The organism is Stenotrophomonas sp. YJH_SMC_131, assembly GCF_059367975.1.
In genome coordinates, this window is the sequence record NZ_JCAFRJ010000006.1 from 62,215 (window position 1) to 75,868 (window position 13,654).

Annotated in this window: 11 protein-coding genes; 6 read left to right on the top strand and 5 right to left on the bottom strand. The window is 67.7% G+C overall.

Translation table 11 applies throughout. The features are described 5' to 3' along the window. Positions 1–53 precede the first annotated feature (53 nt). Positions 54–803, top strand: a complete 750-nt coding sequence (gpmA, locus tag AC5P56_RS13685; RefSeq protein ID WP_014036448.1) for a 2,3-diphosphoglycerate-dependent phosphoglycerate mutase — start codon at positions 54–56, stop codon at positions 801–803. A 110-nt stretch (positions 804–913) separates the two neighbouring features. Here gpmA and AC5P56_RS13690 read toward each other — a convergent pair whose 3' ends face one another. Beyond that, on the bottom strand, positions 914–1,375 hold the full coding sequence (locus tag AC5P56_RS13690; RefSeq protein ID WP_227863652.1) for a hypothetical protein: 462 nt from the start codon (positions 1,373–1,375) through the stop codon (positions 914–916). 137 nt (positions 1,376–1,512) lie between these two features. Here AC5P56_RS13690 and AC5P56_RS13695 point away from each other — a divergent pair, with 137 nt between their 5' ends. Beyond that, on the top strand, positions 1,513–3,606 hold the full coding sequence (locus tag AC5P56_RS13695) for a M13 family metallopeptidase (RefSeq protein WP_142234437.1): 2,094 nt from the start codon (positions 1,513–1,515) through the stop codon (positions 3,604–3,606). 200 nt (positions 3,607–3,806) lie between these two features. On the opposite strand, the gene AC5P56_RS13700 is transcribed toward AC5P56_RS13695, so the two are convergent. The 4 genes from AC5P56_RS13700 to AC5P56_RS13715 form a co-directional block, all read right to left on the bottom strand. Next, positions 3,807–4,424 carry an HD-GYP domain-containing protein gene (locus AC5P56_RS13700; protein WP_014646442.1) on the bottom strand — a complete coding sequence of 206 codons (618 nt, stop codon included), beginning with the start codon at positions 4,422–4,424 and terminating at the stop codon, positions 3,807–3,809. Between the two features lie 45 nt (positions 4,425–4,469). Continuing rightward, the gene (gene mfd / locus AC5P56_RS13705; RefSeq protein ID WP_495231742.1) at positions 4,470–7,934 is read right to left on the bottom strand and encodes a transcription-repair coupling factor; all 3,465 of its coding nucleotides are present in this window, start codon (positions 7,932–7,934) and stop codon (positions 4,470–4,472) included. A gap of 149 nt (positions 7,935–8,083) precedes the next feature. After that, complete coding sequence (locus tag AC5P56_RS13710) at positions 8,084–8,629, bottom strand: GNAT family N-acetyltransferase (RefSeq protein WP_014646444.1); 546 nt, start codon at positions 8,627–8,629, stop codon at positions 8,084–8,086. 95 nt (positions 8,630–8,724) lie between these two features. Then, positions 8,725–9,582, bottom strand: coding sequence for a 23S rRNA (adenine(2030)-N(6))-methyltransferase RlmJ (locus tag AC5P56_RS13715; protein ID WP_075076203.1), 858 nt, complete (start codon positions 9,580–9,582; stop codon positions 8,725–8,727). A gap of 35 nt (positions 9,583–9,617) precedes the next feature. Between AC5P56_RS13715 and creB the strand changes: the two genes are divergently transcribed. The 4 genes from creB (at position 9,618) to AC5P56_RS13735 (ending at position 13,629) form a co-directional block, all read left to right on the top strand. Next, complete coding sequence (gene creB / locus AC5P56_RS13720; protein WP_080376403.1) at positions 9,618–10,343, top strand: two-component system response regulator CreB; 726 nt, start codon at positions 9,618–9,620, stop codon at positions 10,341–10,343. Between the two features lie 3 nt (positions 10,344–10,346). Next, positions 10,347–11,807 carry a two-component system sensor histidine kinase CreC gene (creC, locus tag AC5P56_RS13725; protein ID WP_495231743.1) on the top strand — a complete coding sequence of 487 codons (1,461 nt, stop codon included), beginning with the start codon at positions 10,347–10,349 and terminating at the stop codon, positions 11,805–11,807. An 81-nt stretch (positions 11,808–11,888) separates the two neighbouring features. Continuing rightward, a complete protein-coding gene (creD, locus tag AC5P56_RS13730; protein ID WP_049441519.1) occupies positions 11,889–13,208 on the top strand; it encodes a cell envelope integrity protein CreD in 1,320 nt (439 codons plus the stop codon). A 10-nt stretch (positions 13,209–13,218) separates the two neighbouring features. Beyond that, positions 13,219–13,629 (top strand): hypothetical protein, encoded by a 411-nt coding sequence (locus AC5P56_RS13735; RefSeq protein ID WP_164077456.1) that lies wholly within the window; start codon positions 13,219–13,221, stop codon positions 13,627–13,629. Positions 13,630–13,654: the final 25 nt, after the last annotated feature.

Below are 13,654 nucleotides of genomic sequence, written 5' to 3' on the forward strand. Positions count from 1 at the left end.
CGGCGGCCGGGCTACAATGGCGGCCTGCCTTTCCTCGCGTTGGAGACCCTGCAGTGACCCGTAAACTCGTACTGTTGCGCCATGGCCAGAGCCAGTGGAACCTGGACAACCGCTTCACCGGCTGGGTCGATGTCGACCTGACCGAGCAGGGGCGCCGGGAAGCGGCCGCCGCCGGTCGCCTGATGCGCGAGGAAGGCCTGCAGTTCGACGTCGCCCACACCTCCGTGCTCAAGCGTGCCATCCACACCCTGCAGGGTGCGCTGGCCGAGCTGGAGCAGGACTGGCTGCCGGTGAACAAGTCCTGGCGCCTCAACGAGCGGCACTACGGCGGCCTGCAGGGGCTGGACAAGGCCGAGACCGCGGCCAAGCACGGCGAAGAGCAGGTCAAGGTCTGGCGCCGTTCGTACGACATCCCGCCGCCGCCGATGGACCTGGAAGATCCGGGCCACCCGATCCATGACCGCCGCTACGCCGGTCTGGACCGCAACGCGCTGCCGGGCACCGAGTCGCTGGCCACCACCCTGGACCGCGTGCTGCCGTACTGGCACGACGCCATCGCGCCGCAGCTGAAGGACGGCAAGACCGTGCTGGTCACTGCCCACGGCAACTCGCTGCGCGCGCTGTACAAGTACCTCAACAATGTCTCGCGCGAGGAGATCCTCGAGCTGAACATCCCGACCGGCATCCCGCTGCTGTTCGAACTGAACGACGACCTGACCGTGCAGTCGTTCCGCTACCTGGGCGACCCGGAAGCAGCGCGCAAGGCCGCCGAAGCCGTGGCCAACCAGGGCAAGGCGAAGTAAGAAGCACAAGGCCGGCGCAAGCCGGCCTTCGCTTTTGTCGAGCCGAGCCCACGCTCGGCCGGCGCTGTCGCAACCCGGTAGAGCCAACCCATGGGGGCTGCATCAGCCAGCTACGAGGGATCCATGCGGCGCACCTTCGGCGGCTGCAACGCGGCAATGTCGATGACGTGTTCCTGGCATATCACCTGATAGTGCGTGAATGGGCCCGGGTAACTGACATCGGCAAAGGTGGCATGGTCCAGATAATCGAGGAACTTCGAACGGCTGTAGCGGCGGAACAGGTTGCCGCTCCAGGTTTCGGCGTCGTCCCAGCTCTGGTAGGACTCGTTGTGCACGGCGTAGCTGATGTAGTGGTCCCAGATCAGCTCAAAACGCTGCGAGTGGGGCATCACCTCTATCGCACGCGCATCATCGATTGAACGTCCATGAGCGAGCTCCACACGGGAGGGCTTTCCGACCACCAGGCCTTCCTCGACGACCAGGCGCAGACGATTCGCTTCCGGCTCGCCGATGCCCGCCAGGAACAGACACTCACAAGCGTCGATGGCCTGCAGCAGCGCAGCTTCGTCCATGGTCATGAAGTCCAGTGATCGCGGAAGCCAGAGCATAGCGGCATGCAGACGGAGCCGCGCCATGCGCTCGTGACCTTTGGCCGGTCCCCAGCGTCGCTCCCGCGGCTACCCTGTGAAATTACCCGCAGGAGAGCCTCATGAACGTCCGCAACCTGGTCCCGCTGGGCCTGACCATCGCCATCGCTGCCTCACTGGCGGCCTGTGGCAAGAACGAAACCGCCCCGGCGGCCAGTGCCGACGCCAAGCCGGCCTTCGACCTGTCGCAGATCAAGACGCCGCTGATCTCGCTCAACAGCGCCGACCTCGATCCGGCCATTCCGGCCTGTACCGACCTCAATGGCTTCGTCAACAGCAAGTGGCTGAAGGCCAACCCGGTGCCGGGCGACCAGACCACCTGGGGCAGCTTCGAGATCCTGCGCGAGCGCTCGCTGGAAGTGCAGCACGCGCTGGTGCAGCAGGCCGCCGCCAGCCAGGCCAAGGCGGGCTCGGTGGAAGCGAAGATCGGTGACATCTGGAAGACCGGCAACGATGAAGCGAAGATCGAAGCTGCCGGCCTGGCGCCGCTGCAGCCGCAGCTGGACAAGATCACCGCGCTGAACGACACCGCCGCCATCACCCGGTACCTGCGCGACAGCCAGGCCGAGGGCAAGGGCGTGCTGTTCTCGCTGTTCGCCAATGCCGACTACAAGGATTCGGCCAACGTCATCGCCTACGTCGGCCAGGGTGGCCTGGGCCTGCCGGAGAAGGGCTACTACTTCGACGATGCGCAGGCCAAGATCCGCGACGCCTACGTGGCCTATATCGCACAGGTGCTGACCCTGTCCGGCGTGGACGCGGCGCAGGCCGCCGAGCAGGCCAAGGCCGTGATGGCCTTCGAAACCCGCCTGGCCAAGGCCTCGATGTCGCGCATTGAAATGCGTGACCCGGCCAAGCGCTACAACCCGCTCAGCGCGGCTGAGGCCGACAAGCTGACCCCGAACTTCAGCTGGACCGCGCTGTTCGAGACCCTCAAGGTGCCGGCCGCGCAGAAGTTCTCGCTGGCCCAGCCGGGCTTCTTCGGTGAAATGGACAAGATGCTGGCCGATGTGCCGGCCAGCACCTGGCAGGCCTACCTGCGCTTCCACACCATCGACGATGCCTCGCCGTACCTGAGCAGCCAGTTCGAGAAGGCCAACTTCGATTTCTATGGCACCACCCTGCGTGGCCAGAAGGAAATGCAGCCGCGCTGGAAGCGCGTGCTGGAGTCGGTCAACGGTGGCATGGGCGAAGCCCTGGGCCAGCTGTACGTCGACGCCGTGTTCCCGGCCGAGTCGAAGGTCGCCATGCAGCACCTGGTGGAAAACCTGTCGCAGGCGCTGAAGGCGCGCCTGGAGCAGCTGCCGTGGATGGGCGAAGAAACCAGGAAGAAGGCCCTGGAGAAGTGGGCCAGCTTCACCCCGAAGATCGGTTACCCCGACAAGTGGCGTGACTGGGCGGGCCTGCAGACCAACGGCGACAGCTACCTGGGCAACATGCAGGCGGCGCGTGCGTTCAACTACCGCTACATGCTGGACAAGATCGGCAAGCCGGTGGACAAGACCGAGTGGGGCATGACCCCGCAGACCGTCAACGCGTACTACAACGCCACCAAGAACGAGATCGTGTTCCCGGCGGCGATCCTGCAGGCACCGTTCTTCGACGCCAAGGCCGATCCGGCGCTGAACTACGGCGGCATCGGTGCGGTCATCGGCCACGAGATGATGCACGGCTACGACGACTCGGGCAGCCAGTTCGCCGCCAACGGCAACTTCGACAACTGGTGGACCGACGCCGACCGCAAGGCCTTCACCGCGCGTACCGACCAGCTGGTCGCGCAGTTCGACGGCTATGAATCGGTGCCGGGCGTGTTCGTGAAGGGCAAGCTGACCCTGGGCGAGAACATCGGCGACCTCGGCGGCCTGACCGTGGCCTACGACGCGTTGCAGATGGCGCTGAAGGAAGACCCGAAGGCGAATGTCGAAGTGGATGGCCACAGCCAGGACCAGCGCTTCTTCATGAACTGGGCCACCGTGTGGCGCCGCAACTTCACCGATGGTGAGCTGCGCGTCCGCCTGAACACCGATCCGCACGCCCCGGCCAACTTCCGTGCCAACGGCGCACCGTCGAACATGCCGTCCTATGCCGCTGCATTCCAGTGCAAGGCCGGCGACGCGATGGTGCGTGCCGACGACAAGCGCGTGGTGATCTGGTAATCGATCACCCGTGACTGCGTGATGCGAAAGGCCCGGCGAATGCCGGGCCTTTTGTCTTCCAGGCCGGCAGCGCAGCGCCGACTGGTAGAGTCGACTGTCAGTCGACTATCGCGCGCAGCGCGGGATTTTCGCGATCTGGACGAAGAGCAGTCGACTGACAGTCGACTCTACCGACGGGTCGTTTCACCTTCCGGAAGATCTCAGGCCAGCTCCGGCTCCCGCGCCAGCATGCGATGGAAGCGCTGCAGCACGTAGGGATCCACCAGCCCTCCAGACTGCGAATCGATGATCCGCAACGCGGTTTCGTGCTCCATCGCGTCGCGGTACGGGCGCACGCTGGTCATCGCATCGTAGGCATCGGCGATGGTGACGATGCGCGCGCCCAGCGGGATGGATTCGCCGCGCAGCCCATCAGGATAGCCGCTGCCATCGAAGGCTTCGTGATGGGCGCGGATCAGCCGCGCCACGGGCGCGGCGTCGCTGCGGCCGGTGGCCAGGAAGATGTGCTCGCCGCGCACCGGATGCTCGCGCATGATCGCGCGCTCCTCATCGGTATGCCGGCGCGGTGCCAGCAGTACGTCGTCGGGAATGCCGATCTTGCCGATGTCGTGGAAGCGCGCGGCCAGGCCGACCTGCGCACAGGCCTCGTCGTCGAGATCGCAGTGCGCGGCCAGGCGCTGCGCGAACAGGCCGACGCGGTCGCAGTGATGGCGGGTGTAGGCGTCGCGCATCTGCAGCGACATCGAGAGGGCATCGATCAGGCAGGCCTGCGCGTGCAGCAGGTCGGGGGCGGGTACGGCGTCAGGAAACATGGTCATCCGCCCGCACCGGGTGGGGGCCGGTGCGGGGTGTTCGGGGGGCGATCAACCCGGGGCGAGGGTGGTCAGAAGGGCGCGGGCCGCGTTGAAGCGGTCTTCCGGCAACGGCAGCGGGTGCTTGATGCGCAGCTTGTCGGGCCCTTCCATGGCGTACAGGTTCGGTTGCTTCTGGATCAGCTGGATCACCGCCATCGGGTCGATGTTCGGCTTGGATTCGAACACGATGCGGCCACCATTTTCGCCCAGGTCCAGCTTGCGGATGCCCAGCGTGTTGGCCTTCAGCTTCAGCTCGGCGATGGCGAACAGGTGCTTGGCCGCATCCGGCAGCAGGCCGAAGCGATCGATCATCTCCACCTGCAGTTCGCGCAGCGCATCGCTGTCGCGCGCGCTGGAAATACGCTTGTACAGGGTCAGGCGGGTATGCACGTCCGGCAGGTAGTCTTCCGGGATCAGTGCCGGCACATGCAGTTCGACCTCGGCACCACGCACTTCCTCGCCGGCATCAAGGTCGGGCAGCTTGCCCTGCTTGATGCTGCGCACCGCGCGCTCCAGCAGCTCGGTGTACAGGCTGAAGCCGACCTCGGCCATCTGCCCGCTCTGGTCCTCGCCGAGCAGTTCGCCGGCACCGCGGATTTCCAGATCGTGCGTGGCCAGGGTGAAGCCGGCGCCCAGCTCGTCCATCGAGGCGATCGCTTCCAGGCGCTTCTCAGCGTCGGGGGTGATCGCGCGGCGGTCGGGCGTGATCAGGTACGCGTAGGCGCGGTGGTGCGAACGTCCGACGCGGCCACGCAGCTGGTGCAGCTGGGCCAGGCCGAAACGGTCCGCACGGTTGATGATGATGGTATTGGCGTTGGGGATGTCGATGCCCGACTCGATGATCGTGGTCGACAGCAGCACGTTGAAGCGCTGCTTCTGGAAATCCAGCATCACCTTTTCCAGCTCGCGCTCGGGCATCTGCCCATGGGCGATGCCGATGCGCGCCTCCGGCACCAGCTCGGACAGCTCGCGCTGCATGCGGCCGATGCTTTCCACGTCGTTGTGCAGGAAATACAGCTGGCCACCACGCGCCAGCTCGCGCTGGAAGGCTTCGCGCAGCAGCGCGTTGTCCCACTGGGTGATGAAGGTCTGCACCGCCAGCCGGTTCGGCGGCGGCGTGGCGATGATCGACAGGTCGCGCAGGCCGGCCATGGCCATGTTGAGCGTGCGCGGAATCGGCGTGGCAGTCAGGGTCAGCAGGTGCACGTTGGCGCGCAGCGCCTTCAGCGCTTCCTTCTGGCGTACGCCGAAACGCTGCTCCTCGTCGACGATGACCATGCCCAGGTCCTTGAACTTCACGTCCGGCTGCAGCAGGCGATGGGTACCAACGATCACGTCGATGGTGCCGGCGGCGACCTTTTCCAGCTCGGCCTTGATTTCCTTGGTGGTCTTGAAGCGCGACAGCACCTCGACCTTCAGCGGGTAATCGGCGAAGCGGTCGCGGAAGTTGCGGTAATGCTGTTCGGCCAGCAGCGTGGTCGGCACCAGCACAGCCACCTGCTTGCCGGCACTGGCGGCCGCAAAGGCCGCACGCACCGCCACCTCGGTCTTGCCGAAGCCGACGTCGCCGCAGACCACGCGGTCCATCGGCTGGCTGCTGGCCAGGTCGCGCAGGGTGGCGTCGATCGCGGCCAGCTGGTCCGGGGTCTCCTCGAACGGGAAACCGGCCGCGAACGGCTCGTACATCGCGCGGTCGACCTGCAGTGCCAGGCCGGCACGCGCCTGGCGGCGGGCCTGGATCTCCAGCAGTTCGGCGGCGACGTCGCGTACTTTCTCGGCGGCCTTGCGCTTGGCCTTGCTCCACTGCTCGCCACCGAGCGAATGCAGCGGCGCGGTTTCCGCCGACGCACCGGAATAGCGGCTGATCAGGTGCAGCTGGGCGACCGGCACATACAGGCGGTCGCCCTTGGCATATTCGATTTCGAGGAACTCGCCGGGCATGCCGCCGACGTCCATCGCGATCAGGCCACGATAGCGGCCGACGCCATGATCCTCGTGCACGATCGGCGCGCCCTCGGTTAGTTCACCGAGGTCGCGGATGATCGCTTCCGGCTCGCGGCCGGCACGGCGCGTGCGCCGGGTGCTGCCGGCGCGCTCGGGGAACAGCTGGCGCTCGGTCAGCACCGCGATGCGCGGATCGTCCAGCGCGAAGCCATCCTCCAGCGGTGCCACCGCGATCGCGAAGCGCGCGTCGTCGGAGAGGAAGCTGGGCAGGTCGGCCACCACCGGCGGCTTCAGCTCGGCGGCCTGCAGCACTTCCAGCAGCGCCTCGCGGCGGCCGGGTGAATCGGCGGCGATCAGTACCCGGCCCGGATAATGGCCGAGGAAGGATTTCAGCGCATCGCCAGCGGGGGCTTCGCGCGCGGCCACCGGCAGCGGTGGCAGCGGCTGGTCGCCCAGCGCGTGCGCGTCGGCGATGCGCGCATGGTCAGCCGCCCACACCTCGATGCGCGGGGCATCGTTCAGGCGCTCGCGCAGCAGCTCCGGCGACAGGTACAACGCCGACGGCGGCAGCAGCGGGCGCTCCACATCATGGCGGCGCTGCTCATAGCGGTCCGCAGTCTGCGCCCAGAACGCGACGGACGCTTCATACGCACCGGCACAGACCACCGGCAGGCTGCCGCTGGGCAGGTAGTCGAACAGGGTTGCGGTGCGTTCGAAGAACAGCGGCAGGTAGTACTCGACGCCGGCCGGCGCCAGTCCGGACTTCAGGTCCTGGTACAGCGAACTGCGCCGGGTATCGACATCGAACCGCTCGCGCAGCGTGGCCAGCACGCGGGCGATGCTGGCTTCATCCATCGGCACTTCGCGGCCGGGCAGCATGTGCACCGCCTCGACCTTGTCCAGCGAACGCTGGCTTTCCGGGTCAAAGGCACGGATCGAGTCGATGTCCTCGTCCAGCAGTTCCACCCGCAGCGGCTCGTCGGCACCCATCGGGTACACGTCGAGCAGGCCGCCGCGCACAGCGAAGTCGCCCGGGTCCATCACCTGCGGCACGTTGCGGTAGCCGGCGCTTTCCAGGCGGCGCTTCTCGGCTTCCAAATCCAGGCGCTGGCCGACCTTCAGGTCGAAGCTGCCACCGATCACGTAGCTGCGCGGGGCCAGCTGCTGCAGCAGGGTCTGCACCGGCACGATCACCAGGCCACGCTTCAGCGCGGGCAGGCGGTGCAGGGCGGCCAGGCGCTGCGAAATGATGTCCGGATGCGGACTGAAGCGGTCGTAGGGCAGGGTTTCCCAGTCCGGGAAGGCGACCACCGGCAGGGCCGGATCGCCGCCGAGCAGGGTGTGCAGGTCGGCTTCGAGCTGGTTGGCACCGTGGTTGTCACGGGCGATCACCAGCAGCGGGGCGTCGTGCGCACGCGCGGCCTGGGCAAGGTACCAGGCCAGGGCGGTCGGCGAGGCGGGGGCGCGCCACCAGGCGCGGAGCTGGCCGGCGCGCGGCAGCGGCGGGGCGGGGTATGAGGTACGCGACATGGACCCCGGATTTTAGCAGAAGCCCGATCGAAGCCCGGTGGGTCGTGCCGGCCGATTGCCGGCAGCCTCATGTGCCGTTGGGGTAACGCAGTTCAGGCCAGCGGCCGGCACTACCGGCAGGCGTCGCCGGGCGGGGCCCGGCGCATCTGTCAGTTGTCCAGCTCCAGCACCATCCGCACCAGGCCTTCGGCACCGGCCGGGTGCGGGACCGGCTTGAAGCCCAGCGAGGCGGCCAGCTGTTTCATCGGCTCGTTCTCGGCGGCGACGTCGCCGTACAGGCGGTCCAGGTACTTGCCGCGGCCCCACTTCACCAGCTTGCGCATCAGCTGCCGGCCCAGGCCCTGGCCAATGAGGAAGCGGCTGATCAGGATCGCGTACTCGGCTTCACGGGTGCCGGGGATGATCGAGGCCCGGGCGACCGCGCCGACCACCGCTTCGCCAGCAGGCAGGGATTCGGCTGCGACCAGGGTGATCTCGGTCTTGGGATTCGGGTGGGTCAGGCGCTGGGTGGTTTCCGGCGAAAGCTCGGTCACCGCCTGCAGGAAACGATCACGGATTTCTTCCGGCCCGAACAGGCTGAACGCCGCTTGCAGCGGTGCGCCATCTTCCGGGCGGATGGGGCGGATCAGCAGCTCGTGGCCGCTGGGAGCCTTGAAGATCTCATGCCAGGGCGGCATGCGGTTGCGAGTGGCCATACCGGGTGATTCCTTGGTGGTCCATCGATTGTGGCATCACCGGGGCTGCATTCCGTGAACGAAAGGCTCACGGCGGTACAGCCTCGTGAAGGCCGTCATTCGGGGGCTTTGAGCCAATCCAGGCGGGTGCTGGCCCCCGGTTCGCCCAGGTGCTGGCGCAGCGCCGGCAGGGCCGGGCCGACCACCCGGTCGAACTGCCACGGCGGGTTGAGCAGCAGCATGCCGCTGCCGTTGAGGCGCAGCGGCGAGTCGTCCGGGCGCACCAGGAACTCGATCGTCATCGCCGATTTCACCGGCAGAGCGGTGGCCTTGCGCAGGAAGTGCAGGATGGTGCGGCGCTGCTTGATCGGGAACCACACCGCGCAGGTCGCCTGCGGCCAGCGCGCCAGGGTCTCGGCCAGGGCGGCCAGAACGGCCTGGTACTCGGCGTCCTGGGCCTCGTACGGCGGGTCGATCAGCACAAGACCACGGCCGATCTTGCTGCCGTTGAACTTCGGCGGCAGCAGCGAGCGCAGCAGGGCATAGCCATCGCCGGGGCGCACATCGACGCGGCTGTCATGGGCGAACAGGGCCTTCAGCGTGGCCGTTTCGGCTTCCTGCAGCTCGCAGACCGCCATGCGGTCCTGCGCGCGCATCGCCTGTGCGCTCAGCAGCGGCGAGCCCGGGTAGTTGGTCAGCGCGCCCACCGGGTTGTCGGCCTGCACCGCCTTCAGGTAGCGCTCGACCACCTCCGGCAGCCTGGGCTGGGCCATCAGCCGCATGATCCCGGATTCGGCCTCCAGGGTCTTGCGGCTCTCTTCGCTGGCCAGCAGGTAGCGGCCGGCACCGCCGTGGGTGTCGAGCACGAAGAACGGGCTGTCCTTGCGCTTGAAGCTGTCGATCAGGGCCAGCTGCACGATGTGCTTGAGCACATCGGCGTGGTTGCCGGCGTGGAAGGCGTGGCGATAGTTCATGGGCGGCAGTGTACGGGGCGGCGGCCGCAGCGGCTATGCTGCGCGCCATGACAGCTCCCGTTGCCCATGTCCTGGTGGTCGAGGACGAAGCCGCCATCGCCGAAACCGTGCTCTATGCGCTGCGCAGCGAAGGCTATGCCGCCAGCCACTGCCTGCTGGGCGGCGAGGCCCTGCAACGGCTGCAGGCCGGCGATATCGACGTGGTGGTGCTGGACGTGGGCCTGCCGGACCTGGGCGGTTTCGAGGTCTGCCGGCGGCTGCGCGCGCAGCCCGGGCCGGCGGCGCAGCTGCCGGTGATCTTCCTGACCGCCCGCAACGATGAAGTGGACCGCGTGCTCGGCCTGGAACTGGGCGCCGACGATTACATGACCAAGCCGTTCTCGCCGCGTGAGCTGGTGGCGCGGGTGCGTGCGCGCCTGCGTCGCGTGGCACCGGTCGTGGCAGCCCCCGGCGCAGATGCGGGCTGGCAGGAACATGGCGCCTTCGCCATCGACCGCGAAGGCCGGCGTATCCGCTTCCGCGGCCATGCGCTGGACCTGACCCGATACGAGTACGCGTTGCTGGAAGCGCTGCTGCAGCGCCCCGGTGCCATCCTCAGCCGCGCGCAGCTGATGGACCGGGGCTGGGACAGCAGCGCCGACAGTGCCGACCGCACCGTCGACACCCATGTAAAGACGTTGCGCGCCAAGCTGCGTGCGGCTGGTGCCAGCGACGACCCGATCCGCACCCACCGTGGCCTCGGCTACGCGCTGGAGGTCTAGCCGATGCGCCTGGTACTGAAGCTGTTCCTCGGCTTCTTCCTGATCACCGGCATCGCCGCGTTCTTCGTGATGCGCGTATTCGTCAACGAGGTGAAGCCCGGTGTGCGCCAGGCGATGGAATCGACCCTGGTCGATGCGGCCAACGTGCTGGCCGAGATGGCCGCCGCCGACGTCAAGGACGGCACCATCCGCAGCGGCAGCTTCACCCGCAACCTGGCCAAGGCGCGGCAGCGCGACCTGAAGGCGATGGTCTGGCGTTTTCCCAAGCGATCGCTGGATTACCGGGTGACCATCACCGATGCCAGGGGCATCGTCATCTACGACTCGCTGGGCCGCGACCTCGGGCGTGACAATTCGCGCTGGAACGATGTCTACCGCACCCTGCGTGGCGAGTACGGCGCCCGCTCCAGCCCGGAAATACCAGGCGAAGAAGGCGATACGGTGATGCACGTGGCGGCGCCGGTATACAACCCGGCCGATGGGCGCACCCTGATCGGCGTGCTCAGCCTGGCCCAGCCCAACCGCAGCATCGATCCGTTCATCGCCGCCAGCCAGCGCGCCATCATCGAGCGCGGCGCCTGGTTGATCGGGCTGTCGGCGCTGGTCGGCGTGCTGGTGACGATGTGGCTCACCACCGGCCTCGGCCAGCTCAGCCGCTATGCACGCGCGGTCAGCGCCGGCGAACCGGTGCCACCGCCACGGCGCCGCCGCGACGAGATCGGCGACCTGGGCCAGGCGCTGGAAACCATGCGCCGCAAGCTGGAGGGCAAGGCCTATGTCGAACAGTACGTGCAGTCACTGACGCATGAAATGAAGAGCCCGCTGGCGGCGATCCGCGGTGCCGCCGAGCTGCTGCAGGAGCCGCTGCCCGAGGCCGACCGCGTGCATTTCGCGCGCAGCATCGTCGACCAGCAGGAGCGGCTGACCGAGACCATCGACAAGCTGCTGGCGCTGGCCGAAGTGGAACAGCACGGCTGGCTGCAGACCCGCGATCCGATCGCGCTGCCAACGTTGCTGGCCGATGCGGCAGCGGCGGCGCAGGTGCGTGCGCAGGCGGCCGGCGTGCAGGTCAGCATCGGCAGCGCGCCCGACCTGCGCGTGCAGGGCGATGCCTATCTGCTGCGGCAGGCGTTGCACAACCTGATCGACAACGCCATTGCCTTCTCACCGCCCGGCGCGGACATCGCACTGCAGGCCGAGGTGGACGGGCAGGGCGTGCGCCTGCAGGTGGCGGATCGCGGTACCGGCATTCCCGACTACGCGCGCGAACGGGTGTTCGAACGCTTCTATTCGCTTGCCCGCCCCGGCAGCGGCCGGCGCAGTTCCGGCCTGGGCCTGCCGTTCGTGCAGGAGGTCGCGCGCCTGCACGATGGTCGCGCCAGCCTCGACGCGCGCGACGGCGGTGGCACCGTGGCCAGCCTGTGGCTGCCGTTGTCAGTGCCGGGCCAGCGTCCGCGCCGCTGACTTCACACTCGCTTCAACTTCGCCACAAACCCTGCTCACCGCAGCGGTCCATCCTGCAGCCCTCTCCAACGAGGATGGACCATGAAATCCCTGAAGATGCTGCTGAGGTTCGCCATTGTCGGCGGGCTGATCCTGTTGCTGCTGGTGCCGCTGATGATGATCCGCGGGGTCATCACCGAGCGCAGCCAGTACCGCGACGAGGCCTTTGCCCGGGTGGCCGACAGCCGTGCCGGCACGCAGCAGCTGGTGGGCCCGGTACGGGTGGTGCCGTGGGTGGAACGCAAGCAGGTTGAACTGGTTGACCCGCTGGGCGTCAAGAAGACCGAGATCCAGGTGACCGAGGGCCACTGGCTGCAGATGCCGGCGTCGCTGGAGGTGGGCGGCGAGATGCTGCCGAGCCAGCGCGAGGTCGGCCTGTTCAAGGTGCCGGTGTACAGCTGGAATGGCCAGTTGAAGGCGACTTTCGCCGAAGACGACTATCCGGTGAAGAACGGCCGCACCTATGGCCAGCCCTATGTGGCGCTGGGGGTTTCCGATGTGCGCGGCCTGGTGGGCACGCCGAACCTGCGGGTGGACGGCAAGCAGCTGCGGTTGCTGCCCGGTGTAGGCGTGGCCAGCGAAATCGGACGTGGCCTGCATGCGCCGGTGAGCGGTTTCGCCGCGGATCAGGGCGGCGCGCTGGCCGCCAGCACCGTTGAACTGGAGCTGCGCCTGGATGGCAGCCGCATGCTGTCGGTGGTGCCGGTGGGCGATGACACCCGGATCGCGCTGCGGTCGAGCTGGCCGCATCCGTCGTTCAGCGGCGCCTTCCTGCCCAACGAACGGCGTGTCGATGCACAGGGCTTCGAAGCACGCTGGGCGGTGTCCTCGCTGGCCTCCGATGCACAGCGCCAGCTGCGCAGCGAGGGGACGATCGATTCGCAGGCCGTGACGGTGTCGCTGGTCGATCCGGTCGATACCTACACCCAGGCCGACCGTGCCTCGAAGTACGGCGTGCTGTTCGTGGTGCTGACCTTCGTCGGCTTCATCCTGTTCGAACTGATCAAGTCGCTGCGCATCCATCCGCTGCAGTACCTGATGGTCGGCCTGGCGCTGGCGATCTTCTTCCTGCTGCTGATCAGCCTGTCCGAGCACATCGCGTTCTGGAAGGCCTACCTGGTCTCGGCCGTGGCCTGCATCGGCCTGCAGGCGGTGTACCTGGCCAACGTGCTGGGCCACTGGAAGCGCGGCCTTGGCTTCGCTGCGCTGCTGACCGTGCTGTACGGCGCGCTGTATGGCCTGCTGGTGTCGGAGAACAACGCACTGCTGATGGGATCGCTGCTGCTGTTCGTGATCCTGGCGCTGGCGATGTGGGTGACCCGCCGGGTCGACTGGTACGCGCTTGGCGCAGACCTGAAGTAAGGAGCACGCCATGAGCTGGCGCCAGGGATTGCGGCAACGGGCGCGGCAGGGCATTCCGGCCCTGCTGGAAGTGGATGCACTGCTGCAGGCACATGGCGTGCTGGCGGCCCTGCCGGGGGCACGGATCGCCCCCGGTCTGGTCCGCTTCCAGCTGGCCGCGGTGACCTGCGAGGGATTGCAGGGCAAGGGCCTGGCCTGGTTGCAGGGCGCGCGGCAGGGACGCGGTGCGCTGGCGGGGAGGGTGCCGCGCTACCGGCCATGGAAGGCCGGGGCGGAAGCACTCGCGGAAATCGGCATTGGTGGCCTGCCCGATGACTGGCCCGCGCATGCGGCGGTGTATGGCTGCAGCAGCATCGACCGGCGGCACTGGTTGCTGCTGCTGCCGGAGCGGGCGCAGCTGTGGCTGGGGTGGAGTGGGTGAGGTGGTTTGGCAGATGCGACCCAAC